This is a genomic window from Streptomyces sp. NPDC003016, from assembly GCF_053591455.1.
Window position 1 is genome coordinate 1 of sequence record NZ_JBSFTV010000034.1, and the last position, 24,406, is coordinate 24,406.

General features: G+C 70.5%; 25 protein-coding genes and 3 pseudogenes. 15 read left to right on the forward strand and 13 right to left on the reverse strand.

The window, feature by feature from the left end; genetic code table 11:
• Positions 1-353 precede the first annotated feature (353 nt).
• On the forward strand, positions 354-554 hold the full coding sequence (locus tag ACWDZ4_RS26165) for a DUF5133 domain-containing protein (protein WP_451510835.1): 201 nt from the start codon (positions 354-356) through the stop codon (positions 552-554).
• Between the two features lie 50 nt (positions 555-604).
• Here the strand turns inward: ACWDZ4_RS26165 and ACWDZ4_RS26170 are convergent, their stop codons facing one another.
• Positions 605-1,180, reverse strand: coding sequence for a hypothetical protein (locus ACWDZ4_RS26170; protein WP_451510836.1), 576 nt, complete (start codon positions 1,178-1,180; stop codon positions 605-607).
• A gap of 169 nt (positions 1,181-1,349) precedes the next feature.
• Positions 1,350-1,661: a hypothetical protein gene (locus ACWDZ4_RS26175; protein WP_451510837.1), complete on the reverse strand. Its 312-nt coding sequence runs from the start codon at positions 1,659-1,661 to the stop codon at positions 1,350-1,352.
• A 425-nt stretch (positions 1,662-2,086) separates the two neighbouring features.
• On the opposite strand from ACWDZ4_RS26175, the gene ACWDZ4_RS26180 reads away from it, so the two are divergent.
• The 3 genes from ACWDZ4_RS26180 (at position 2,087) to ACWDZ4_RS26190 (ending at position 3,390) form a co-directional block, all read left to right on the forward strand.
• Entirely contained in the window at positions 2,087-2,227 is a 141-nt protein-coding gene (locus ACWDZ4_RS26180; RefSeq protein ID WP_451510838.1) for a hypothetical protein, read from the forward strand.
• A 563-nt stretch (positions 2,228-2,790) separates the two neighbouring features.
• Positions 2,791-3,012 (forward strand): hypothetical protein, encoded by a 222-nt coding sequence (locus tag ACWDZ4_RS26185; protein ID WP_451510839.1) that lies wholly within the window; start codon positions 2,791-2,793, stop codon positions 3,010-3,012.
• A 174-nt stretch (positions 3,013-3,186) separates the two neighbouring features.
• Entirely contained in the window at positions 3,187-3,390 is a 204-nt protein-coding gene (locus tag ACWDZ4_RS26190; protein ID WP_093797454.1) for a cold-shock protein, read from the forward strand.
• A gap of 106 nt (positions 3,391-3,496) precedes the next feature.
• Here the strand turns inward: ACWDZ4_RS26190 and ACWDZ4_RS26195 are convergent, their stop codons facing one another.
• The 5 genes and pseudogenes from ACWDZ4_RS26195 to ACWDZ4_RS26215 form a co-directional block, all read right to left on the reverse strand.
• Positions 3,497-3,988, reverse strand: coding sequence for an AAA family ATPase (locus ACWDZ4_RS26195; protein WP_451510840.1), 492 nt, complete (start codon positions 3,986-3,988; stop codon positions 3,497-3,499).
• A gap of 509 nt (positions 3,989-4,497) precedes the next feature.
• Complete coding sequence (locus tag ACWDZ4_RS26200; RefSeq protein ID WP_451510920.1) at positions 4,498-4,800, reverse strand: hypothetical protein; 303 nt, start codon at positions 4,798-4,800, stop codon at positions 4,498-4,500.
• 79 nt (positions 4,801-4,879) lie between these two features.
• Positions 4,880-5,038: pseudogene (locus ACWDZ4_RS26205) on the reverse strand (SDR family oxidoreductase); the annotation flags it as partial.
• A 429-nt stretch (positions 5,039-5,467) separates the two neighbouring features.
• Positions 5,468-5,860, reverse strand: coding sequence for a signal peptidase I (locus ACWDZ4_RS26210; protein ID WP_451510841.1), 393 nt, complete (start codon positions 5,858-5,860; stop codon positions 5,468-5,470).
• Positions 5,861-6,423: 563 nt separating this feature from the next.
• A complete protein-coding gene (locus ACWDZ4_RS26215) occupies positions 6,424-6,798 on the reverse strand; it encodes a DUF5997 family protein (RefSeq protein WP_451510842.1) in 375 nt (124 codons plus the stop codon).
• A gap of 58 nt (positions 6,799-6,856) precedes the next feature.
• On the opposite strand from ACWDZ4_RS26215, the gene ACWDZ4_RS26220 reads away from it, so the two are divergent.
• Positions 6,857-7,639 (forward strand): LysR substrate-binding domain-containing protein, encoded by a 783-nt coding sequence (locus ACWDZ4_RS26220; RefSeq protein ID WP_451510843.1) that lies wholly within the window; start codon positions 6,857-6,859, stop codon positions 7,637-7,639.
• 99 nt (positions 7,640-7,738) lie between these two features.
• Here ACWDZ4_RS26220 and ACWDZ4_RS26225 read toward each other — a convergent pair whose 3' ends face one another.
• The 3 genes from ACWDZ4_RS26225 to ACWDZ4_RS26235 form a co-directional block, all read right to left on the reverse strand.
• Positions 7,739-8,326, reverse strand: a complete 588-nt coding sequence (locus tag ACWDZ4_RS26225; protein WP_451510844.1) for a PepSY domain-containing protein — start codon at positions 8,324-8,326, stop codon at positions 7,739-7,741.
• A 188-nt stretch (positions 8,327-8,514) separates the two neighbouring features.
• Positions 8,515-9,120 (reverse strand): recombinase family protein, encoded by a 606-nt coding sequence (locus tag ACWDZ4_RS26230; protein ID WP_451510845.1) that lies wholly within the window; start codon positions 9,118-9,120, stop codon positions 8,515-8,517.
• A 584-nt stretch (positions 9,121-9,704) separates the two neighbouring features.
• Positions 9,705-10,091, reverse strand: a complete 387-nt coding sequence (locus ACWDZ4_RS26235) for a VOC family protein (RefSeq protein ID WP_451510846.1) — start codon at positions 10,089-10,091, stop codon at positions 9,705-9,707.
• Between the two features lie 63 nt (positions 10,092-10,154).
• Here ACWDZ4_RS26235 and ACWDZ4_RS26240 point away from each other — a divergent pair, with 63 nt between their 5' ends.
• On the forward strand, positions 10,155-11,120 hold the full coding sequence (locus tag ACWDZ4_RS26240; protein ID WP_451510847.1) for a helix-turn-helix transcriptional regulator: 966 nt from the start codon (positions 10,155-10,157) through the stop codon (positions 11,118-11,120).
• Positions 11,121-11,209: 89 nt separating this feature from the next.
• Here the strand turns inward: ACWDZ4_RS26240 and ACWDZ4_RS26245 are convergent, their stop codons facing one another.
• From ACWDZ4_RS26245 to ACWDZ4_RS26255, 3 genes and pseudogenes are all read right to left on the reverse strand, one after another.
• On the reverse strand, positions 11,210-11,632 hold the full coding sequence (locus tag ACWDZ4_RS26245; protein ID WP_451510848.1) for a Tn3 family transposase: 423 nt from the start codon (positions 11,630-11,632) through the stop codon (positions 11,210-11,212).
• A 55-nt stretch (positions 11,633-11,687) separates the two neighbouring features.
• Positions 11,688-11,942 (reverse strand): annotated as a pseudogene (locus ACWDZ4_RS26250) (Tn3 family transposase); the annotation flags it as partial.
• 21 nt (positions 11,943-11,963) lie between these two features.
• A pseudogene (locus ACWDZ4_RS26255) lies at positions 11,964-12,089 on the reverse strand (cupin); the annotation flags it as partial.
• A 118-nt stretch (positions 12,090-12,207) separates the two neighbouring features.
• Between ACWDZ4_RS26255 and ACWDZ4_RS26260 the strand changes: the two are divergent.
• The 9 genes from ACWDZ4_RS26260 to ACWDZ4_RS26300 all read left to right on the forward strand — a co-directional run bounded on the left by ACWDZ4_RS26260 (position 12,208) and on the right by ACWDZ4_RS26300 (position 24,374).
• Positions 12,208-12,969: a PIG-L deacetylase family protein gene (locus ACWDZ4_RS26260; RefSeq protein ID WP_451510849.1), complete on the forward strand. Its 762-nt coding sequence runs from the start codon at positions 12,208-12,210 to the stop codon at positions 12,967-12,969.
• 270 nt (positions 12,970-13,239) lie between these two features.
• On the forward strand, positions 13,240-15,972 hold the full coding sequence (locus ACWDZ4_RS26265; protein WP_451510913.1) for a beta-N-acetylglucosaminidase domain-containing protein: 2,733 nt from the start codon (positions 13,240-13,242) through the stop codon (positions 15,970-15,972).
• 282 nt (positions 15,973-16,254) lie between these two features.
• The gene (locus ACWDZ4_RS26270) at positions 16,255-17,631 is read left to right on the forward strand and encodes a hemolysin family protein (RefSeq protein ID WP_451510850.1); all 1,377 of its coding nucleotides are present in this window, start codon (positions 16,255-16,257) and stop codon (positions 17,629-17,631) included.
• A complete protein-coding gene (locus ACWDZ4_RS26275; protein WP_451510851.1) occupies positions 17,628-18,662 on the forward strand; it encodes a hemolysin family protein in 1,035 nt (344 codons plus the stop codon). The genes ACWDZ4_RS26270 and ACWDZ4_RS26275 overlap by 4 nt, the downstream gene beginning before the upstream one ends.
• Before the next feature lie 31 nt (positions 18,663-18,693).
• Complete coding sequence (locus tag ACWDZ4_RS26280; RefSeq protein ID WP_451510852.1) at positions 18,694-19,278, forward strand: helix-turn-helix domain-containing protein; 585 nt, start codon at positions 18,694-18,696, stop codon at positions 19,276-19,278.
• A gap of 87 nt (positions 19,279-19,365) precedes the next feature.
• On the forward strand, positions 19,366-20,334 hold the full coding sequence (locus ACWDZ4_RS26285; protein WP_451510853.1) for an NADPH:quinone oxidoreductase family protein: 969 nt from the start codon (positions 19,366-19,368) through the stop codon (positions 20,332-20,334).
• Positions 20,331-21,512, forward strand: a complete 1,182-nt coding sequence (locus ACWDZ4_RS26290; RefSeq protein WP_451510854.1) for an acyl-CoA dehydrogenase family protein — start codon at positions 20,331-20,333, stop codon at positions 21,510-21,512. The genes ACWDZ4_RS26285 and ACWDZ4_RS26290 overlap by 4 nt, the downstream gene beginning before the upstream one ends.
• Complete coding sequence (locus ACWDZ4_RS26295; RefSeq protein ID WP_451510855.1) at positions 21,509-22,633, forward strand: acyl-CoA dehydrogenase family protein; 1,125 nt, start codon at positions 21,509-21,511, stop codon at positions 22,631-22,633. Before ACWDZ4_RS26290 ends, ACWDZ4_RS26295 begins: the two co-directional genes overlap by 4 nt.
• Positions 22,634-22,769: 136 nt before the next feature.
• Complete coding sequence (locus ACWDZ4_RS26300) at positions 22,770-24,374, forward strand: ABC transporter substrate-binding protein (protein ID WP_451510856.1); 1,605 nt, start codon at positions 22,770-22,772, stop codon at positions 24,372-24,374.
• Positions 24,375-24,406 lie beyond the last annotated feature (32 nt).

Below are 24,406 nucleotides of genomic sequence, written 5' to 3' on the forward strand. Positions count from 1 at the left end.
CGACGACCCCCGCACCTCCTCGGCCAGCGGCACCGGCAGGCCCGTGCCCGGATCGAGCAGCAGGTACTCCTCCTCGACACCCACAGTGATCATGTCCCGTGACTACCCCCTACCACTTCTCACGAACCAGGGGGAGAAGCGGCCGGAGGCCGCACGGTGCTCCGGGTCCGTACAGGACGGACCGCGAACCGCGTCACGGTTGCATCACGGTGGTGTGTGCGCAGCCGAGCGCGGGGCACACCTACTTCGGGACGGGCGGTCCCGGCCCGGGGTCTGTGGACCCCGGCCTCAGGGAGGTCGAACCGCCCTCCCACCATCCGTTGGCGAGCGGGAAGGCGGAAACGTTCATGCTGATGGCCCACTCAACTGTCCTTCACGAGCTTGTGTCGCGATACGAAGCCCTGCGTACGGCCACAGAGGGCTCGTCCGCCTCGGCCGAGCTGAAGCGCAGGCTGGAGGACACGGCCTACACGCTGTGCGTCATCACTGGAACGCGTCACCCCGATCAGGCACTGACTGTGGCCCGCGCGCGGCTGGCCGCCGCGGACGGCTGACCGGGCCCGTCCTGCCTGGTCCCGCCCGTTTCGGCCTGCCACTCGTGCGCTCAGCAGTGCCGGGGCAGCGGGGCCATGGCACGGTGCCACATGCCCTCCGCCTGCTGCTCGGGACGCTGCTGCTCGCCGTGCAGGGCGTTGAGAACGATCAGGCCGCCGGTCAGTGCGGGCACCGCCCACTGCATGCACGTCAACCGCTGATTCACCTTCTCCATGTCGGCCGGATGCCTGGAGACCCTGTGTCCGTCCTCGGACTCGGGCTGGGGCGAGGACGCGGACTCCACCTTTTTGCCCAGCGCCCGGGCGTAGGCGGTGGCGGCCAGAGCCGCGCCGGTGAGGACGGTCTTGGCCAGGGTGGAGGCTGCCACCCCTCGCTGACCGGCGACACGGGCGGCGTTGGCCGTCAGCAGGCCGCTGCCGCCGACCAGGTGCACGGCGATCGCGGCCGCGTTGACGGGTGTCCATTTCGACCAGCCGGAACTGGCGATGCGGGCAGTGGTCGCTTCGGTGCCGCCCTCGTCCCCGGCCGCGCCGTTCAACCCGACCGCTCCCATGAGCGCGCCGCCGAACCAGGCGGCCAGGCCCACGTCGTGAAGGCTGCGCAGGACGGTGTTGCGTTCCGACATGGGAGGGCTCCTTCGAAGTGCTTCGGATGTCGCCGGTTCGCGACCCTTCACTCACCGTGTGGTCAGAACGCCGTCCGCCACCACCGCAGGTGGTCCGAATGAGCTGCCGGAAGCGAAGAAGGCCGGGAACAGCCGGGAGGGAACCCGGTCGTGGGCCCTGCGAGCGGCGTCACACCAGCGAGACGGCGAGCATCGCCGAGAGAATCGTGCACACGGCGACGGCGAGTATCACCGTCCGCGCCGGTCCCGCCAGCCGGTCGACCGCGGACTCCGGCCATGCGCCTGGCTCAGTGCGGTGGGCCGACAGCCGGGACGTACCCGGCCCGGCTGCCCCGGCGGCGTACGTGTTCCGGGCTTCGGCCTTGCGCATCCGCCCGCACTGCACGCAGCCTTCCCGTGCGTGCAGCGGCGAGTCGGGCCGGTACGCGCCGCGCAGCGGAGGATCGGGCGCCGTGACCGGCTTGCTGCTGAAAAGCTCCATGTCCGTTCCAACGCCCGGCCCCGACCACCGGAAGCGCCCAGGGGCCGTTCCGCAATCGCGCTGTCACCGAGCTGTTAAAGGCGTACAAAAGCATTTAGTCGCTGGGGTCGGGTTCTCCGAACAGGTCCGCGCCTTCGGAGGGCGGAGAAATCCGGCCCCATGACCTCGCCCGGTGTAATGAGGTGAGCGAGAACCCGCAGTGCAACGGCTGTGACCTGCACGACCTTGTCCTGGTGGGCGCACTCCCCGCATCCGCACGCGGGGAGCGGATTCCTCATGTCTCAGGGTTTCCTCCTTTCTCGGGCCCTTCCGCTGCGGGATGACGAAAAGGAGGGTGTGACCTGGGTCATTGGTGCAACGGACGGCATATGTCCACCCTGGGAACGTTCCCGCCAGGAATCCGCCCGCAACGAAGAGTGGTCACTATGAGCAAACAGCATGTACACGTCCGTCTCAACCGGGGCATGGCAGTCTCGGAAGAGGGTGAACTGGTCGAGGAGTTCGGTTGCCGGTGCGGGGCCGCCTGGACCAAGACGTACCGAGTCGAGAGCCCGGAGGCCGAGTAAGGCTGCGGGCCTCCGGGCCCGCGCCCTGTGCCTGTCCCGCCACGTCTTCTCGCGGTTCGGCCGTGGGCGCCTGGGCTGAGCGCCGTCCGGCTGACGGACGCGTGCCGGTAAACCTCCGGCATCCCGGATTCCTTCTGTCGGCCTACGTCCGTTGGCCCTTTCGGCCGTCAGGGGCTCTGATGGACAGCGGACCGGTCCCCCCTCCCTCCCCGCAATGAAGAAAGGCACGCCGATGTACGAGATGCGCGCCGAGCCCACCGTGGACAGAGGCGAACTGGTCTGGCATGTCATTGCCAAGGATGCGCCCGCCAGCACTCTCTGCGGAAGTCGCCTCGCTCCGCCCCTCGCAGCTCCGCCCGGTGAGGCAGCCGCCGAACGCTACTGCTACCCCTGCATGTCCGCATTCGGCTCGGCCATGCAGAGCGACGCCCACTGACCGGCCGAACTGCCGACGGAGAGAAGGCCCGCGGGCACATCCGCCGACCCTGCCCGAGGGGGCGGTCGGCGGATGACCTTCGCCGGCCGCCCGGTGCGCCAACCCGCCCGAGGGGAGTCCGGTGTGGGTGGCAGCCTTCACGGTGATCGCATTCATGCGGAAACCATTACTGACGCTGCCGTCCAAGCGAACGACCGGTTACTCGTTCAACATTTTGAATTCCGTGACGGGGGAGCCGGCCGTCCGCGGCTATTCGGTGCCACCGCGCACGGGTTTCCCGGTGGGGGCGAATCTCGCGGAGCCTTACCCCATTACGGTGCAGGTGGGGATTCTGCGTCGCGGTGCATAGCGGTGCGAGCACTGCTCGGGTACGGTCGATGTCATAGCAGTCGTGGTTCCGAACCCTGTTCGCCTGTGATCGCGATCACAGTTCCTTATGCTGTTCAGAGTCTTCATGGGCCCGGCGATCACCTCCGGGTGCCGTGCTGTGCGGTATCCGCCCCTTTGATTCCAGGAGACCGGTATGGCTACGGGCACCGTGAAGTGGTTCAACAGCGAGAAGGGTTTCGGCTTCATCGAGCAGGACGGCGGCGGTCCCGACGTCTTCGCGCACTACTCGAACATCGCCGCCCAGGGCTTTCGTGAGCTCCAGGAGGGGCAGAGGGTGTCCTTCGACGTCACGCAAGGCCAGAAGGGCCCGCAGGCGGAGAACATCGTTCCGGAATAGATGATTCCTGTGCGCTCCGGGCACCCACCTCGTGGGCACCCGGAGCGCGGCCGGGCCGGGCGCCGATTCGGGCGCCCGGCCCGGTGCGCTGTCCCGAGGCAGCCAGTCACCCGGCGTCAGGGTCCCGCCGTACCTCGAACCCGCCGTGGCCGTCGAACCGCACCTCCAGCACGGTGTCGAACCCGTCCGACAGCGACGGCTTGCCCAACCGCTTGAACGTGGCATGGACGCCCACGTCGGGGACGCGGTCTCGTCCCTCCCGTGCGGCGTTGCGCCGGAGCGAGCCCGGGACGTCCGGGGGAAACCAGTACGCCGTCACCGTCGCACCCCGGGTGTGGCCCAGGGCCACCAAGGGCTCCCACTCCTGCGGCGACGGGTTGGTGTTGTCGACCGCCACCGATTCCCCGGCGGTCAGCGCCTCTTCCACCAGACGCATCTGCCGCTGCTGCTTGTTCCGCGCGGCGCGAGGAAACAGGTCCTTGCTCACCAGCGTGTAACGGCCGGCGAGGCGCTGCTCGTAGAAGGTGGACTTCCCGGAAGCCTGCAGTCCGACGAGTACGGCCACGTCCGGCCCCGCGCTGCCCGAGAGCTTTCGCACCGGCACCCCCTCCTTGACACAGAACAGCCGCCACGCCACCAGGCCGACGCCCAGGGCACGGAAATGATTGCTTCACGGCGACGAGGGCGAAGGGGGCCGGCCCTCCGGTCGCACAGGGCGCACCCGGTCCGGTGGGATGCCTTCAGCGGTTCGGCCCGTGTCCGGCGCGAAGTGCTTCCGCCGGCCGGCCCTGCGGAAGCGACCCGGTGACTTCCCCGAACCAAGTAGCGGCAGGAGCAGCCAAAACCGTGTACGCACACTACCTCGGGAACACCTGCGGGCCCCAGGACGGCAGCAGGTACGCGGGTGCCGGCCGCAGCGGTGAACTCGTGTGCGTACCAGCCGCTCAGCGGGTCCGGACCCGGCGCATCGTGGTGCGCCGCCGCCCGCCCCGTCCGCCCCACCCGCCATGGACGGCTCCCGGCCCGGCGCCGGTACGTGCGGGGTGCTGTGACCGGCGGGAGCGGGCTCCTCGCGGGACAGGTGGGTCTTGCCCAACTGACGGGCCGTCATCCGTTCCGTCGGCCCCGGCGCGGCCTCGACTGCGGCACCAGGGAACGGCCCGGCGGCCCGACCACTGCTTCACGCCGGGGCACCCTCGCCAGGTCCACCACGGCCCTGGCGAAGCGCTGGGGACTGTAGACCGGAGGCGTGGCAACCGGCCTGCGGCCCGTGCAGTGCGCGGCGTGCCCGAACAGCGGTGTGTCGATCGTGGCGGGCAGCACCGTGCACACGTGGACGTGCTCGGCCCCCTCCAGCCGCGGCTCCTGACGCAGGCTCGCGCTCAAGGCCCGGACGGCGTGCTTCGACATGCCGTAAGCGTGGGTGTGCGGCTGACTTCACCACGCCCACGGCGGACGAGACGTTCACCAGCGTTCCCCGGCCCTGCTCGCGCATCACCCGAAGGGCAGCCCGGGCGCCGTGCGCGTACCCCATGACATCGACGTCCATGACCTTGCGGAAGTCCTCCGGAGGCACCCCGTGGAAGGGACCGGACACGGTCACGGCCGCAGCGTCGGCCCACACGTCAGTGCGGCCGAACCACCGCACCGCTCACTGGGCGAGGTCCCCGACAGCCCCGGAGTCCGTGACGTCGGCCGGCACCACCGGAGCCCCCCGCCCCACGGTGCCCCTCGCACTCCCGCGCCACCGCATCCAGCGCCTGACCGGAGGGACGCATGCGAACGCCTTTCGGGCGCTTTTCGGGAAACGGGAAAACGGGGCCCTGGTCACGGGCCGGGCGCGCGTCCGGCCCGAGCCGTATCCCCGCGTGCGGTCCGGGAGACATCGGGCTGGTGCCATCCGCTCGGACGGCGGTCACGGAAGGAGGCACGGAAAAGAGGCATGAAAGGGGGGCGATGCCCGCCTGGCACCGATCCTCTGCCGACCCTGTTCGCGCGCTTTCCCGTCCTGCCGGCCAAGCCTGGTCTGACAGCCATCCACACGTACCAGTGGCTGGGCCCGGCACTCACCACGGTGTCAGGCAAGCACTCCGGCACGGTCCTCTTCATCAGTCACCTTGTAGCCGGGGACAGACGGCCAGCGAACCGTCAGTACGACGGATTCTTCCTCCGCGTACCAGGAATGGTCGACGCCCCGGCCCCACACGACGTAGTCCCCCTGCTGGGCCAGCAGAACACTGCGCCCGGGAAGTTCCACCCGGAAACGACCGCTGATGAGGACCAACAGGGCCGTACGCTTCTCGCCGGTCACCCACTGCGCCCGTTCGTCGCCCTGCGGGTGGACGCCCCATTTGATCTCGACGGTCTCGCTGTGCCGAGGGTCGGAGACGTCCTTGAAGTGCCCGAGCAGCCACCCCCGGTCCAGCGCTGCGTCCTTGCCCGCATTGCCCACGTACACGCTGTCGTTCATGGCTCCGGAAGGTACCACCCGCTCACATCGCCACCTGTGGACCCTGTGGCCGGCACTTCCGCCACAGGGGGCAGGAGACAGGAGGCAGCGGGGCGGCTGGTCGCAGCTGTCAACGAGTGGCTGTGAGCCATGCGCCAGCCGGTCTCAACGAGCTTGGCGGGATACGCCGGTGCCCTTCGCGTACCGGTCTCGTTGCCGGTGGCGGGAACGCTGTCGGGAATTCCTTCGTGCACGACGGGGACATCAGTGCCGCCGACTTTCCGATTCCGTTCGGCGCCTCGAACGTGAGGGAAATTCGGAATGAGCCGCCTTCGCGGGAGACAAGCCCATGCACGTGGCTGCTCATACCGTTTGGAACTCTCCACTCCGCGATTGCGACTGCGTCGACAAGCGCGCGGTGGACAGCCGGACACGGAGCGCTCATGCGACGAGAGACCCGCGTCGCATCCACGTATCGAGATTACGGCTTGTGTGCCCCGGTGCTCCCCTGAGGGGAGCGTCTCATCGGGCCGAAATGCACAGGCGGATTCGAGGCGCGCTTCCGGGAACCGGGGCCGCTCACCTCACTCCGCGTTCTTCTCCTTGATACGCACCGCTTCCTTGCGGACCTCCGCCTGGGTGGCGCGCTCCTTCTGGAGCCACTCGGGGTTCTCGTTCTTCAGCGCGTCGATCTGCTCCGTGGTGAGGGCGTCAGTGACCCCGCCACGGGCGAGACCGGAGATGGAGATGCCCAGCTTCGCCGCGACCACCGGCCGGGGGTGCGGGCCGTTGCGCCGCAGTTCCTGGAGCCACTCGGGCGGATCGGCCTGCAGCGCGTTCAGTTCGGTGCGCGAGACGACACCCTCCTGGAACTCGGCGGGGGTGGCCTCGAGGTACACACCCAGCTTCTTCGCCGCGGTCGCGGGCTTCATGGTCTGGGTGTTCTGGTGCGACGTCATGGTGTCAAGGGTATCGAGCATGTGCGCTACCTCCGACCACGGCCGGTAACCTGGGGGAGTGACAGGCTCGGAAGTACCTCCTTCGTTTCGGCTCGCCTACGTCCCCGGGGTGACCCCCACGAAGTGGGTGCGGATCTGGAACGAGCGGCTGCCCGACGTCCCCCTGAACCTCGTCGCGGTCTCCGCCGCCGAAGCGTTCGACGTGCTGCGGGCCCGCGGAGCCGACGCAGGTTTCGTACGGCTGCCGGTCGACCGTACGGATCTCAGCGCGATCCCCCTCTATACGGAGACGACGGTCGTCGTGGTCCCCAAGGACCACCTCATGGCGGCGGTCGACGAGGTGTCCGCCGAGGATCTCGCCGACGAGATCGTGCTGCACCCCCTCGACGACGTCCTCGACTGGGAGCGTCCGCCCGGACGGCCCGCGATCGAGCGGCCCGCCACGACGGTGGACGCCGTCGAGCTGGTGGCGGCGGGCGTGGGCGTGCTGGTCGTCCCGCAGTCGCTCGCCCGCCTGCACCACCGCAAGGACCTCACCTACCGGCCCGTGACGGGCACGCCCGAGTCGCGCATCGCGCTGTCGTGGCCCGAGGACGCGACCACGGACCTGGTGGAGCAGTTCATCGGCATCGTCCGCGGGCGCACCGTCAACAGCACCCGCGGCCGACCGCCGACCCCGCCCCAGCCCAAGGGCAAGAGCAAGCCGGCCGCCAAGCCGACTGGCAAAACGGCCGGCAAGGCGGCCGGGAAGAACCCGCGGAGCGGTTCCGCCCGGAGCGGTTCCAGTGGTTCCAGCGGCCCCAAAGGCGGCAAGCGCGGCAAACCTCGCCGTCGGCCGTAGCCCCGCCGCCGGCTCGTGGCCCGGTGTCGGCCGGGCCGGCGGACACGCGAGGGCCCGGGGCATCCCGTGGCGGGGAGCAGCAAAGCGGCGATTGCCGCATCAGTCGCGGTCGACGTGCTCGCGCACGATCTTTCCGCTCGCCGCGTCGATGTCGAACGTGGTCTTGTCCCAGTCGTCGGTGGTCACGACATCGACGGACCAGATGAGGGTCCCGCCGTCGTTGCCGTCGAGCTGGACGGAGCTGACCGTGCCACTCTTCTTCTCCGTGGCGGTTCTGGCCGCCTGCTGCCAGGTCTGCTTGGCCCCGGCCAGCCGATCGGCCAGTTCACGCCTGTCGTCGGCGTCCTGGTCGGCCTCCGCACCGGACCGGGTCACCTTGCCCGAGACGGCGTCGATGCGGACGCTGTGCGCGGTGCCGTCCTCCGCGGTGACCTCGGCAGTCCATTCCGGACCGCTCTTCAGCTCGATCCCGGTCAGCTTGCCTCCCGGAACCTCCCCCACCGCCGTACTGGCAGCCTTGTCGTAGCTGACTTGGGCGGACGGGAGCAGGGCCTTGCGTTCGGCCTGGTCCTCGGTGAGCCCCCGGTGTCCGTCGGGCTGTCCGTCCGCGCCGGACTCGACGCCGTCGTGTTCCCGGCGGTGGTGCCGGGGGATGCCTCCCCTCCACCGCCGTTGCCGTCCCCGCATCCGCTCACCAGTACCGCCGAGGCGGCGACAGCGCACAGGGCGGACCCGGCCCGGCCCCATCGGTAGCGTGAGATGCCGGGCTTCACCCGGCTGGATTCGAAGTTCATACCGGCACGGGGATCCCCGTAGTAATCGCCGCAAAAGCAACGGATACGGATGACCTGCGGGGATCTGGCCTGGACCGCTGATCACCCTTCCCGTCCGACTTGTTCGACGATGGCACCCTCGCGGTGCTTGCGCAGCTCCCGATACAGCGTGGAGCGGCTGACGCCGAGTTCGGCGGCGACCTGCTCGGGGATCGCGCCGTCCTTGATCCGCTGGGCGGCTCCGGCTCGGGTGGTCGCGTTCAATTTAGCGGGGCGTCCGGTAGGCAGGCCGCGGGCTTCCTTGGCGGCACGGGCGCCGGCGGCGCGCTCCAGCATGTAGATCCGTTCCGTCTGAGCGGACATCACCAGTAGCGCGATGGCCATGTCGGTGCCGGGCCCGGGGTCGCTGGTGTCCACGGCGAGCTTGTCACCGAGTGTGCGTAGGAGGATGCCGCGCTGGGTGAGATCGTGGACGAGGTTCAGCGTCTCGCGCATGTTCCGGCCCAGCCGGTCCAGCGTCAGTAGGTTGATCCGGTCACCGGGCCGCGCGAAGCCGAGCAGCGCGGTCAGGCCGTCTCGGTCCATATTCGCGCCGGTTCGCTTGTCGACATAGATGTGCTCCTCGGCGACTCCGGTGGCGCGCATCGCGTCGATCTGCCGGGGGAGGTCCTGGGCGGTGGTACTGACCCTGCAGTAGGCGAGATCCATGCGGGCCACTGCCCCATAACCTGACGCCGGGACAAGGCTTCTGACACATCGTTGTGACACTAGCTTCTGACACTGGCCGACCTGCGGGGTCCCGATCACCACCAAGTGATGACGTCCCCGTGTCAGAACCATGCTTGTGAGACAGCCGAGTGGAATGCTCCGGCACCCGTGTTCGGGCGATCTCGACCGCTGCCCGAAGGAGATGAGCGGCTCGCCCCTCACGTGACGCTCCGGGCAGGGGCATGGTCCCTGTCTGAGGACCATGCCCCTGCCTTGGTGGCTCGTTTCATCAGGGGCGGCCATCGACCGGCAGGCCTACTCCGGCCAGGACAGTGAGGCCGGTTTGGTACTGCGAGGCCTACAGCAGGGCCAAGGACGGCGGCGAGGGCGGCCTGCGCGGTGGTGTCGTCCCGCCCACCCCAGACTCCGTGATGCGCGCCGTGCCCGGGTTGGCTCCGTTCCTGGCTGATCAGATGGATCTCACAACTCGCGAAGTCGCGCGGCCTCTCCACAGCCTCATGAGGACGACGGTGAGTTCGTCACCCTGCCGGGTGCGCTCATGGTCATCGGCCGGCCGACGATGCTCAGTCCTGCGTGGAGATGCAGAAGGGGTGGCCTGCGGGGTCCAGCAGGACCCTCCGCTGGTCGGGGTGTGGTTGAACCGGGGGTTCCATGGCGCCCAGTGCCAGCATCCGTGCGTGGGCGGCGTCCAGATCGTCGACGCCCAGTTCGATGTGAGCCTGCTTGCCCTGGGACGGGTCCGGCCAGGTCGGACGCCGGTAGTCGGCCACCCGGATGAAGCCCAGTCCAGGTGAACCCTCCCGGCCGAGCAGGATGAAGTCGTCGCTGGAGTAGACGACGGGCAAGCCGAGCGTGTCGCCGTAGAAACGGGCCAGCTCGGCGGGGTCCGGGCAATCGAAGTCGACGGACAGCAAGCGGATCGCGGGTCCGGATGTGGGTTCGGTACTCATGGGGAGGACGCTATGACGGGACCAGGACAGTTCCGGTCCTGGTCATGGGGAACACTTCGGGATGTGATCAGCACCTCCGCCCGCCTGCTGCGACTGGTCTCGCTGCTGTCCACTCGACCGACGTGGACCTGCCGCGAGCTGGCCGAGCGGATGGCGGTCACCGACCGCACGGTCCGGCGGGACATCGCCCGGCTGCGGGAACTCGGCTACGGCATCGAGTCCGACCCCGGACCCTGGGGCGGCTACCGCCTCGGCGGTGGCACCCGGGTGCCACCGCTGATCCTCGACGACGAGGAGGCGCTTGCCGTGGCCGTCGCACTGCGAGAGGCCTCGCTCAGCGGCGTCCTGGGCAGCGACCAGGCCGCGCTGTCGGCGCTGTTGAAACTACGGCAGGTCCTACCGCCCCGGATCGCGGACCGGCTGAGCGAGATGGATGCGACCTTCGTACACACTCCCAGGCCCGAGGGACGTCAGATCTCGCCCGGCATGCTGCTGGAACTGGCCGCCGCCTGCCGCCGTGGCGAGCGCACCCGTATGTCGTACCGCGACCATGCGGGGAAGACCACTGTCCGGGACATCGACCCCTACCGCCTGGTACACACAGGCCGCCGCTGGTACTTCGTCGCCCGGGACGTGGCCCGGGACCAGTGGCGGACATTCCGGGCCGACCGGGTGGTACAAGTACAGCCGACCGGACATACCGTCGAACTCGTCGACCCGCCCGACCCGGCGCTCCTCGTCTCTCGATCCATCGCGGGCGTCGTGTACCCGCTCTATGTCACAGTCCGGCTGGCGCACCCCATGGACCAGGCGCTACGGCTGGTCCCGCCCACGATCGGCACCCATCACCCGGACGGCCCCGATGCCACCATCGTCGAAATCGGCGGCAACGACGTCGACCAGCTCGCCACCTACCTCCTCAGCCTGGGCGCCACGCTACGGGTCCTGTCACCGGACCGCATACGGGAGGCGCTGCTGCGCCGTACCCGAGACCTGTTCGAGGACAACGGGGGCGGTCAGCCCCGGTAGCGGGCGTTGCGCCGGGTACGAGGCCTCAGCCGCAACTGGTGTCAGAGGATCGCTCAGCTCCTTGGGACGGATGTGATCAGTGGGCGCCTTCAGGACCGTTCCGGGCGGCGGGGCCGCAGCGGGCGGTAGCCGGTCGGGTCGAGCTCGGCGAGTTCGGTGTCGACTTCCACGGAGATCGTGCCGAAGAAGTTCACGTTCTCCGAGTGGGCTGGGGAGATACGGGCCAACAGTTCGTCGTCGACCGCGCGGCCCTCGGCGCGCATCTGGGCGACGTCCAGTCCGTAGTGCTCCGTCGTCGAGGTCACCACCGAGTTGGTCAGCAGCGTCAGGCACCATGCCTGCTCGGTCTGCGCGGCCAGGTGGCGGTGCCGGATCGCACCCTCGTGCGCGTAGAGCAGGCTGCGGCGCAGGGAGTGCAGGGATTCGCCCTTGTCGAGCTGCCGGGTGATCTTCCTGCGGTAGGTCTCGTCCGCCAGATAGCGGGCGGCGTAGACCGTACGGCGAAGCCCCATACTCCTTCAGCGCCGCGGCAAGGGTGTTCTGCCGGGAGGAGGCGGACAGCTTGCCGACGATCAGCGAGGCGGTGGCGTGCCCGAACTTGATCGACCCCGCCAGGCGGAGCAAGTCATCCCAGTTCTCCTCGGTCAGCCCAATGTTGATCTTCTGGGTGAGCAGGGGCCCCGCCGCTGGCCAGAGGCGGTTGACGTCCCGCTGCGGGGCCATCCGGTACAGGGTGATCTTCCTCAGGTCCCGGATGCGCGGCGACAGCTGCATGCCCACCAGGTCGAACAACGCGAAGTTGACCAGGGTCACGCCATGCATATCGGTCGCGTGCTCCGTGACCCCCTCGGAGCAGGTGGGACGGAGGTGGGGCGTGCCGCCGCACGGTCCGTCGGCGGCCGGCCAGTCGTACACCCTCAGCAGCGAGACACCGACGCCGCCGGGCAGCCCTTCGCGTCCGGTCCCCACGGAAGCTCCTCGGTAAGCGCCTTCTCCGCCGCGACCCAGGGGCGCGTGCGGCTGCGTATGACGCCGCAACAGCCCCGGCCCGAACCGGAACGAATGATGCGCCGCTTATTCTGCGCGCATGACGACCGAGCCGACACAGCAGTCCCAGCAGTCCCAGCAGCTCCGGCCGATGCCTTCGGACTGGCAGCGCGCCCTCGCCGTGGTGGCGCATCCGGACGATCTCGAGTACGGGTGCGCCGGAGCCGTGGCGGGATGGACCGACGGCGGCCGCGAAGTGGCGTACCTGCTCGCCACCCGGGGCGAGGCCGGGATCGACACCCTGGAACCGGACAAGTGCGGCCCGCTGCGGGAACAGGAGCAGCGGGCCGGCGCGGCGGTGGTGGGGGTCACCGCGGTGGAGTTCCTGGACTACGAGGACGGCGTGATCGAGTACGGGACCGGGCTGCGCCGGGACATCACCGCCGCCATCCGCAAGCACCGCCCCGAACTCGTCATCACCCTCAACCACCGCGACACCTGGGGCGGCGTCGCCTGGAACACGCCCGACCACCGGGCGGTGGGCCGGGCCACCCTGGACGCGGCGGGCGACGCCGGGAACCGCTGGATCTTTCCCGAGCTCACCGAACAGGGGCTCGCGCCCTGGGACGGAGTGCGGTGGGTCGCCGTCGCGGGTTCGGCGACGCCCACCCATGCCGTGGAGGCGGCGCCCGGTCTGGAGCGCTCCGTACGGTCCCTGCTCGAACACCGGAGCTACATCGAGGCGTTGACGGACGAGGACCCCGAGACGTACTGCCGCACGTTCCTCACCCGGAACGCGCAGCGCGCGGCGGAGAGCTTCGGCGGGAAGCCCGCGGTCACCTTCGAGGTCTTCAGCCGCTGAACCCCGGTGAAGGCGTACGCGGCGAAGCCGGCCGCGGGCGCCGTGCCGGCTCCGGGTGTGCCGGGCGGCAGCGTCTCAGGACCGATACGGCTATCCGGCTCAAAGATGAATGGTCACGGGCGACTTGCGGAATCGTCTGGATGAGACGTGCGCGCCATTGACAGCCTGTCAGGCTCCGGGGGGATTCTGTGGCGTTGTGATGCGTGATTGCCCACAGTTTTCGCCGGGACCTCTGGAGGACGTGTGACGCTCCGCCTGCGCCCGCTCGCCATGCTCGCTGCCGCTCTCGCCCTGGTGCTCGGAGTCCCGGCCGTCGGGGCAGCCGCCGACCCGCCTGCCGCCGACCCGACGGCCGCCACCCCCTCGGCCGCCACCCCCTCGGCCGCCACCCCCTCGGCCGCCACCCCCTCGGCCACCGACCCGCCGAGTGGCAGCGCCCGAAGATCAGCCTCCGCCATCACCCCGACACCGCGGGACGTCGAAGAGCGTTACGACCGGGCCACCATCACCCCGACGGTGACGATCGTCGCGGGCGACAAGGCCGACGCCGCCGCGCTGGAGGTGGCCCGGCAAGCACTCCTCGACGCCGGTGCGCACCAGGTCGTACGAGGCGAGCGCCCCGTCAGGAGCCGGCTCACCGTCTACGTCGGCGGCCCGGGGGAGACCCCGCAGACCGCCGAGGCGCTCGCCGACCTCGGCATCGAGGGCCCTGACGGACTCCCCGCCGAGGGCTACGTCCTGGGTGTCGGAGAGGACCTTGTCGCGCTCTCCGGCAAGGACGCGGCCGGTACGTACTACGCGGCCCAGTCACTGCGCCTGCTGCTCCCCGAGCGCAGCGGCCCCGGGGCGAAGGTCGCGGGCGTCGAGGTCCGTGACTGGCCCGGCACCGCGGTCCGCGGCGTCATCGAGGGCTTCTACGGCATCCCGTGGACCCACGCCGCCCGTCTCGACCAGCTCGACTTCTACGGCGAGCACAAGATGAACATCTACGTCTACTCGCCCAAGGACGACCCGTATCTGCGCGAGAGGTGGCGCGAGCCCTATCCCGCCGCCCAGCTCGCGAAGATCGAGGAGCTCGTCGGCCGGGCCCGCGCCCGGCACGTGGAGTTCACCTACGCGCTGTCGCCCGGTCTGAGCGTCTGCTACAGCTCCGAGGCCGACATCAAGGCGCTGACCGACAAGTTCGAGACGGTCTGGGACCTCGGTGTCCGCACCTACGCCGTGCCGCTCGACGACATCAGCTACACCAGGTGGAACTGCCAGGCCGACCAGGACAAGTGGGGGACGGGAGCCGCCGCCGCCGGCGCCGCCCAGGCGTACCTCCTCAACCGGGTCAACCAGGACTTCATCGCCGCCCACCCGGGCGCCGCGCCGCTGCAGATGGTGCCGACGGAGTACTACAACGTCACTCCGTCCCCGTACAAGAAGGCGCTCGCCGAGCAGCTCGACGACGACGTGGTGGTCGAGTGGACCGGCGTCGGCGTCATCGCGCCGGTGATCACGGTGGCCCAGGCGAGGGCCGCGCGTGACGTCTTCGCGCACCCGATCCTGCTCTGGGACAACTACCCGGTGAACGACTACGTCACCAACCGGCTGCTGCTCGGCCCCTACAACGGCCGGGAGGAGGGGATGCCCGCGGAGCTCGGCTCCGGCATCACCGCCAACCCGATGAACCAGGCGTACGCCTCGAAGATCCCGCTGATCACCATCGCCGACTACGCGTGGAACGACGCGGCCTACGATCCGCGCACCTCCTGGCAGACGGCGATCTCCGAGTACGCGGGCGGCGACGCGAAGGCGCAGAAGGCCCTGCGGGTCTTCTCCGACGTCAACTACAGCTCCCGCATCAACGCCCAGCAGGCTCCCGACCTGGCCGCCGAGATCGAGCGGTTCTGGGAGTCCGAGGACGAGCGCAGCCTGGACGGCGCGCTGGCGGACCTCCAGAAGTCGCCGGACGTCCTGCGCGACCGTCTCCCCGAGCGGGAATTCATCGGCGACAGCGAACCGTGGCTCGACGCCGCCGAGGCGTGGGGCGTCGCGACGCGCGCCGCACTGCGGATGGTCGCACTGGCCCGCGACGGAGACGGCGAGCGCGCGTGGGAACAGCGGCAACGGCTGCCCGGGCTCGTCGCCGCGGCGAAGTCCTTCACGTACACCGACCTGGAGGGACGCAAGATCCCGGTGGCCGTGGGCGAAGGAGTGCTCGACAAGTTCACCGAGGACGCGGCCGCCGAGCACGACCGGCTGCTCGGTGTCACCGGTGGAATCAGGGGCCTGACCAGCCTGCCCGCCTACCAGGGCAACACGGTCGCCCGGATGGTCGACGGCGACGACAGCACGTTCTTCTGGAGCAGCCGTGCCGCCGCCGCCGGTGACCAGGTGACGGTCGACCTGCGCAAGGAACGCGAGATCGGCGGTGTCTCGCTCGCCATGGGCAAGCCGGGCAGCGCGAACGACTACATGCGCCAAGGAGTGCTGGAGTACTCGTCCGACGGCACTTCCTGGAAACAGCTCGCGGTGTTCTCCGGCCAGCCGGTCGTGACGGCGACGGCCCCGGCCGCCGCCGAGGCCCGTTACGTACGGGCGCGGGCCACGGCGGGGCAGACGAACTGGCTCGTCGTGCGGGAGTTCGCCGTGGAGACCAAGGACGCGGCCGTGACCGGCGGACCACCGGCGGCGGCCGGCAGCAGCCTGGCTGCGGCGGCCGACGGAGACGTCGGCCGCGTCTACCGCGCGGCGCGCGCGCCGGAGCCGGGCGAGGCGCTCCAGGTGGACCTGGGCGGGACGTCGGTGGTGACGTCCGTGACCGTCCTCCAGCCGGAGGGCAGCTCCGCGCGGGCCGCTGTGCAGGTACGCGAGGCCGACGGCGCCTGGCTCACGGTCGGCCGGGCCGACGGCGGCTACGAGGAGTTCACCGTGGACTACGAACTGGCCTCGGCCGTACGCCTGCGCTGGAGCGGGGGCGGGAGCGCGCCGCAGGTGGCCGAGGTGATCGTGCGGTAGGGAAGGCGGTGGTGACGCGGCCCCTGGAATCCGCCGCCGGTCCGGGGGCCGCGTCGTGTCTGCCTTTTCCGGTGGCCGCGGTCGCCGTCACCTGACATTGCTTTGCTCCCCCTTTACTATTGAAGGCTGTGAGGGGTGGCTTTCCGCCCCGCCCGGAACATCGGATCATCTGACCGAATGATCACCCGACCGAAGAAGGAGCCGCGGTCCCGCAATGGGTGAGCCTCCCCGTACGAGCCATGTCGTTTCCGTCCCGTCGGACCATGGGGCGGAGGTGACACGGTGACCGAAGTCCTCCTTCTGCTCCTCGCCCTCGCACTCACGCTGGCGTGCGCGGTGTTCGTCGCGGCCGAGTTCTCCCTGACCACGATCGAGCGCGGCGAACTGGAGCGGGCCGCGCGGGCCGGTGAACGGGGCGCGGTGAGCGCCCTGAAGGCCGCCAAGCGCCTCACCTTCCAGCTCTCGGGCGCCCAGCTGGGCATCACCGTGACCTCTCTGGTCATCGGCATGCTCGCGGAGCCGTCCCTGGCCGTGCTGCTGCGCGGCCCCCTGGAAGCGGCCGGGCTGCCCGCCGGGGCCGTGTCCGCCGTCGCGACGTTCCTCGGAGTCGCCGTGTCCACCGTGGTGCTGATGGTGGTCGGCGAGCTGGTCCCGAAGAACTGGGCGATCTCCAGCCCGCTGGCCGTCGCCAAGGTCGTGGCCGGCCCGCAACGCGCCTTCACCGCCGCCTTCGGGCCCCTGATCCACCACCTCAACAACACGGCGAACCGCCTGGTGCGGCGCTTCGGCCTGGAACCCGCCGAGGAACTGGCGTCCGCCCGTACCCCGCGGGAACTGGTCGCGCTGGCGCAGCACTCCGCCCGCGAGGGCGCGATCGAGCAGGACTCCGCCGAACTGTTCGTCCGTACCCTGCATCTGGGCGAACTGACCGCGCAGAACGTCATGACGCCGCGCGTGGACGTCCAGGCGCTGGAGGCCCGCGCCACCGCCGCCGACGCCGCCAACCTCACCCTGGCCACCGGCCTGTCCCGGTTTCCCGTCTACCGCGACACCCTGGACGAGGTGATCGGCACCGTCCACATCCGTGACGTCCTCGCCCTGGACGAGGCGGAGCGGGGCAGGACCCCGGTCACCGACCTCGCCACCGAGGCCCTGCTGGTCCCCGACTCCCTCCCGGTGGACCGGATGCTCCAGCAGCTGCGCCGCAGCCGCACCATGGCCGTGGTGATCGACGAGTACGGCGGTACGGCGGGAGTGGCCACCGTCGAGGACATCGTCGAAGAAGTCGTGGGGGAGGTGCGCGACGAGCACGATCCGGACGAACGCCCCGGCCTCGCCGCCGGCGAGCCGTCGGACGACGGCCACCCGGTCTGGGAGGCGGACGGCAGCGTCCGCCTGGACCAGCTCCAGGAGATCGGCTTCCGCGCGCCCGACGGTCCGTACGAGACGCTCGCCGGTCTCATCGCGACGCGTCTGGAGCGCATTCCGGCCCCGGCCGACCGGCTCGACGTGGACGACTGGAAGCTCGCCGTCCTCGATGTCGCGCACCACCGGGCGGACCGGGTCCGCATCATCGCGCCCGTGCCGGCGCCGGCCGGCGTTCCCTCGAGCGTTCCCGCGTCCGCCTCCGCGGCGCAGACCGCGGAGGAAGTCCGGTGACCGCTCTCCAGCTCGCCATCGGCGCGCTCACCCTCGTCACCAACGCGTTCTTCGTCGGAGCCGAGTTCGCCCTCGTCTCCGTACGGCGCAGCCAGATCGAACCGCAGGCCGTCAGCGGCAGCCGTCGCGCCAGGAGCACCCTCTGGGGGATCGAGCACCTGTCCGCCGTGATGGCCACCGCCCAGCTCGGCATCACCCTCTCCTCGCTCGTCCTGGGCGCGGTCGCCGAACCGGCCATCGCCCACCTTCTGGAGCCGCCCTTCGAAGCCGTCGGCGTACCGGAAGCGCTGATCCACCCGATCGCGTTCGTGATCGCGCTGACGCTGGCGACGTACCTGCACATGCTGGTCGGCGAGATGGTGCCGAAGAACATCGCGCTCGCCGCTCCGGTCCCGTCCGCGCTGGCGCTGGCGCCGGCACTGGTGGCCCTCACCCATGCCCTGCGGCCGGTCGTCTTCGGCGTCAACGCGTTCGCCAACGCGCTGCTGCGCCTGCTCAGGGTCGAGCCGAAGGGCGAGGTCGCCTCCGTCTTCACCGACGACGAACTCGTCCGCCTGGTCAAGGACTCCAGCGAGGCGGGGCTGCTGGCGCCGGCCGACGGCGAGCGCCTGCGCGACGCCCTGGAGCTGGGCAACCGGCCGGTGGGCGAGGTGATGGTGCCGCTCAGCAGGATCGTCACCGTCGACCACACCACCACCCCGCAGCAACTGGAGCGGGCGGCGGCGGTCTGGGGGTTCTCGCGGCTGCCGGTCACCGGACCGGGCGACGAGGTGCTGGGCTACCTGCACATCAAGGACGGGCTCGGCGTCACCGAGCGCACCCGGCCGTTCCCGCGCTCCGCGCTGCACCCGGTGATCCGGGTCGAGATCGACACGCCGCTCGACGACACCATGACCGCCATGCGGGCCGCGGGTACGCACCTGGCCGCCGTCACCGGTGACAAGGGCACCGTGATCGGTTTCGTCACCATGGAGGACGTACTGGAAGAGCTCGTCGGCCCGGCGGCGGCAGAAGAGGCCGCCACTCCTTGACAAAGCGGTTTGCCGATCCTGCAATGTCCTCATGGATGGAGAGAAGGACCTGGTCGGCGTACTGAACGGTGTGGGCGCGCGCCTGCGCGCACTGCGCAAGGAACGCGGAGCCACCCTGACCGCACTCTCCGAGGCGACCGGGATCTCGGTGAGCACCTTGTCCCGGCTGGAGTCCGGCGGCCGCAAACCGAGCCTGGAGCTGCTGCTGCCGATCGCCCGCGCCCACCAGGTGCCGCTCGACGAGCTGGTGGGCGCGCCTCCGGTCGGGGACCCCCGGGTGCGGATGAAGTCGATCGAGCGGGACGGGCAGACGTATCTGCCGCTGACCCGGCAGCCCGGCGGCCTCCAGGCCTACAAGGTGGTCTACCGGCAGAAGCGCAGGGACCCCGAGCCGCGCACGCACGAGGGCTACGAGTGGCTGTACGTCCTGTCGGGCAGGCTGCGGGTGGTGCTGGGTCCGCACGATCTGGAGATCGGCCCCGGCGAGGCGGCGGAGTTCGACACGCGGGTACCGCACTGGTTCGGCCCGGCGGGGGAGGAGCCCGTGGAGATCCTGAGCCTCTTCGGTCCCCAGGGGGAGCGGATGCACGTACGGGCCAGGCCGAAGTCGGGATGATGGCGCCGAAGCTGTTCCCATCGGTGCAAGCGACCGCTTAGTATGCGCCGAGCGCGGTACTGCCTACGGTGTGGTGGAGGAACTCGGATGCAGGCATGGCGAGTGCACGAGAACGGCGAGCCGGGCGAGGTGATGCGCCTCGACGAGGTCGGCACACCCACGCCGGGCGAAGGGCAGCTCCTGCTGAAGGTGCGTGCCGCGAACATCAACTTCCCCGACGCCCTGCTCTGCCGCGGCCAGTACCAGGTACGGCCGCCCCTGCCCTTCACCCCGGGCGTCGAGATCTGCGGCGAGACGGAGGACGGCCGCCGCGTGATCGCCACCCCGGCGCTGCCGCACGGCGGTTTCGCCGAGTACGTCGTCGTCGACGCGGCCGGCGTGCTGCCCGCACCCGAACCGCTGGACGACGCCGAGGCGGCCGCCCTGCACATCGGTTACCAGACGGGCTGGTTCGGGCTGCACCGCCGGGCGCACCTGAAGGCGGGGGAGACCCTGCTGGTGCACGCGGCGGCGGGCGGCGTCGGCAGCGCCGCCGTGCAGCTGGGCAAGGCGGCCGGCGCCACCGTCATCGGTGTCGTCGGCGGCCCCGGGAAGGCCCGCACCGCCCGGGAGCTGGGCTGCGACCTCGTCATCGACCGGCGCGGCGAGGACATCGTCGCCAAGGTCAAGGAGGCCACCGGCGGGCGCGGTGCCGACGTCGTCTACGACCCGGTGGGCGGTGACGCGTACGCCAAGTCGGTGAAGTGCGTCGCCTTCGAGGGCCGCATCGTCGTGGTCGGCTTCGCGAGCGGCACGATCCCCTCACCGGGGCTCAACCACGCCCTGGTGAAGAACTACTCGATCGTCGGCCTGCACTGGGGCCTCTACAACACCATGGACCCGGCCGCGGTCCTCGCCTGTCACCAGGAGCTCACCCGGCTGGCCGCCGAGGGAGCCATCAGGCCCCTGGTCAGCGAGCGCGTGGCCATGAAGGACGCGGCGGACGCCGTCCAGCGCGTCGCGGACGGCACGACCACGGGACGCGTGGTCGTCGTACCGGAGGGGACGACCCGATGACCGACGCAGCCGAAGTGCGAAGGCTGACCCAGGAGTTGCTCGCCGCGCACCCGCCGGCCACTACGGACCGTACGGATTTCCTCAAGGCCCGTTTCGACGCCGGACTCGCCTGGGTGCACTACCCCGTCGGTCTCGGCGGACTCGGCGTGCCCCGCTCCCTCCAGGCCGTCGTGGACGCGGAACTGGCGGCGGCCGGCGCGCCCGACAACGACCCGCGGCGGATCGGCATCGGCCTCGGCATGGCCGCGCCGACCATCCTGCGCTTCGGTACGGACGAGCAGAAGCAGAGCCTGCTGCGGCCCCTGTGGGTGGGTGAGGAGGTGTGGTGCCAGCTGTTCAGCGAGCCGGGCGCGGGCTCCGACCTCGCGGCACTCGGCACACGCGCGGTGCGCGACGGTGAGGACTGGGTCGTCGACGGGCAGAAGGTGTGGACGTCCAGCGCCCATGTGGCCCGCTGGGCGATCCTCATCGCCCGTACGGACCCTGATCTGCCCAAGCACCAGGGCATCACGTACTTCGTGTGCGACATGACCGATCCCGGGGTCGAGGTCAGGCCGCTGCGCCAGATCACCGGTGAGGCCGAGTTCAACGAGGTCTTCCTCACCGGCGTACGCATCCCCGACAGCCGGCGCCTCGGCGCCGTCGGCGAGGGCTGGAAGGTCGCGCAGACCACCCTCATGAACGAGCGCGTCTCGATCGGCGGCTCCCGCATCCCGCGCGAGGGCGGCATGATCGGCCCGGTCGCCGGAACCTGGCGCGAACGCCCCGAACTGCGCACCCACGACCTGCACCAGCGCCTGCTCGGCCTCTGGGTCGAGGCCGAGGTCGCCCGCCTCGCCGGCGAGCGGCTGCGCCAGCAGCTCGTCGCGGGCCAGCCGGGCCCCGAGGGCTCGGGCATGAAGCTGGCCTTCGCCCGCCTCAACCAGGAGATCAGCGGCCTGGAGGTGGAACTGCGCGGCGAGGAAGGGCTGCTGTACGACGACTGGACCATGCACCGCCCCGAACGCGTCGACTTCACCGGCCGCGACGCCGGCTACCGCTACCTGCGCTCCAAGGGCAACAGCATCGAAGGCGGTACGAGCGAGGTGCTGCTCAACATCGTCGCGGAGCGCGTACTCGGCCTGCCGTCCGAGCCGCGCAGCGACAAGGACATCGCCTGGAAGGACCTCGCCCGATGACCGCACGGACTGCTCAGCCCGACCTGCTGTACTCCGAGGCCGAGGACGACCTGCGCGCGGCCGTACGCTCCCTCCTCGCCGACCGCTGCGACCACGCGGCCGTCCTCACCCGCGCGGAGTCGGACACGCCGTACGACCCGCGGCTGTGGGGATCGCTGGCCACCGAAATGGGCCTGGCCGGGCTTCTCGTGCCCGAGAAGCTCGGCGGCCAGGGCGCCACCCACCGCGAGGCCGCGGTGGTGCTGGAGGAGCTGGGCCGCAGCGTCGCCCCGGTGCCGTACCTCACCGGAGCGGTCATCGCCGCCGAGACCCTGCTGGGGTGCGACACCGAGGACGGGGCGGTCGGGGAGCTCCTCGGCGCGCTCGCCGGCGGCGGTACGGTCGTGGCGCTCGCCGTCCCGCTGTCCGCCGCTCCCGGGAGCGGACTTTCCGGCGCGGTACGGGCGGACGGTGACGGCTCGCTCGGCGGACGCGTCACCGGCGTCGCGGACGCGGCCGCCGCCGCGGTCCTGCTCGTACCGGCCGAGGACGGGCTGTACGCGGTGGAGACAGGAGCGCCCGGCGTCACCGTCGAGTCGCTGACCCCGCTCGACCTGACCCGGCCGCTCGCCACCGTCACCCTCGACGGGGCCCGCGGCCGCCGGCTCGCCGGCTCGGCCGAGGCCCCGGTGCGGCGCGGACTGCTCGCCGGGGCCGGGCTGCTCGCCTCCGAGCAGCTGGGGCTCGCCGAGTGGTGCCTGGAGGAGTCCGTCCGCTACACGCGTGAGCGCAAGCAGTTCAACCGCCCGGTCGGTTCCTTCCAGGCGCTCAAGCACCGCATGGCGCAGCTGTGGCTGGAAGTCGTCTCGGCGCGGGCGGCCGCCCGCAACGCCGCCGACGCCCTGGCCACGGGCAGCGCGGACGCGCCCCTCGCGGTGGCGGTCGCTCAGACGTACTGCTCCCGGGTCGCGGTGCACGCGGCCGAGGAGTGCGTACAGCTGCACGGCGGCATCGGCATGACCTGGGAGCACCCCGCGCATCTCTACCTCAAGCGGGCCAAGGCGGACTCGATCGCGCTGGGCGCGCCCGGCCGGCACACGGAGGCGGTGGCGCGGCTCGTCGGCCTGCCCGCGCCCGAGTAGCACGGGGCCCGCGCCGGAGCGGCGCGGGCCCCTGCCTGCCCCGGTAAGGGGCAGTGGAGCACGCACCCCTTTACATACGGTTTAATTGCGACCGGTTCGCAATAACAGTTGATCTTTATTAGGGGTGTGGAGAGCCATGCTGTCCCGATCGATACGTGGGGCGGCCGCCGCGACGCTGGCCGGAACACTGGCCATCACCGCGGCGGCCTGCTCGAAGCCGGGCGCGTCCGGGGCCGGATCCGGATCCGGCGGTTCCAAGGACTCCGCGGTCGTCGGCATCGCGTACGAGCCCGAGACGCTCAGCCCGCTCCTCGGCTACGGCAAGGACGGCAACTCCAAGATATTCGACGGGCTGCTCACCTTCGACGACGAGATGAAGCTCCGGCCGGCGCTCGCCGCCGAGCTGCCCGAAGTCACCGACGACGGCCGTACGTACACGTACACCCTGCGTCAGGGCGTGAAGTTCAGCGACGGCAGGCCCTTCACGTCGAAGGACGTGGTCTTCACCTACGAGACCATCCTCGACAAGAAGACCAACAACGCCTCCAAGACCGAACTCGACGCGGTCGAGGACGTCCGGGCCGACGGTGACCACAAGGTCGTCTTCACACTCAAGTACCCGTACGCGCCGTTCGCCGAGCGCACCGTCCTTCCGATCGCTCCCGAGCACGTCGCGGGCGAACAGGACGTCAACAGCGGCCCCTTCACGACGAAGCCGGTCGGCACGGGACCGTACGTCCTCACCGGCTGGTCCAAGGGCGAGAAGCTCAGCTTCAAGGCCAACCCCGGTTACTGGGGCGGCGCGCCGAAGGTGAAGAAGTTCACCATGGCGATCATCAAGGACGACGACGTGCGCGCCACCCGGCTGCGCACCGGCGACCTCGACGGCGCCATCCTGCCGCCCAACCTCGCCAAGACCTTCAAGGACGAGGCCGGCAGGACGACGTACGCCGCCAAGTCCTTCGACTACCGCACCGTGACCCTGCCGACCCACAACAAGGTCACGGGCGACACCGGCATACGCCGCGCCCTCGACGTGGCCGTCGACCGCCAGGCCATGATCGACAGGATCCTCGAAGGCGCGGGCAAGCCGGCCTACGGTCCCGTCCCGACCGACAGCCCCTGGTTCGCCAAGGGCACCGAGCGCGTCCACGACCTCGCGAAGGCGGAGAAGATCCTCGACGAGGCGGGCTGGAAGCCCGGCGCCGACGGCATCCGCGTCAAGGACGGCGTACGCGCCCAGTTCCCGCTCTGGTACCTCTCCGGCGACAAGCTCCGCCAGGACCACGCCCTCGCCTACGCGTCCGACGCGAAGAAGGCCGGCATCGACATCAAGACCCAGGCCGGCACCTGGGAGGTCATCATGCCGCGCATGAAGCACGACGCGGTGCTCGCGGGCGGCGGCTCGCCCGGCGACCCCGACTTCGACCAGTACACGCTCCTCAAGTCCTCGCTGGCGGGCGACGCCTTCAACAACATGGCCTGGTACGACAACCCGGCCGTCGACAAGGCGCTCAAGGCCGGCCGCGAGAGCGGCGAGAAGGCCGACCGCAAGGCCGCGTACGACACCGTCCAGCGCGAGCTCGTGAAGAACCCCGGCTACACCTTCCTCACCCACATCGACCACCTGTACGTCGTCGACGACAAGTGGTCCGGGCTGACGACGCAGATCGAGCCGCACGATCACGGGCTGGCCTCCGGACCGTGGTGGAACGTCGAGGACTGGACTCCGAAGAAGTGACACACCCGAGCCGGAAGCTCCCCTGGAGGCCG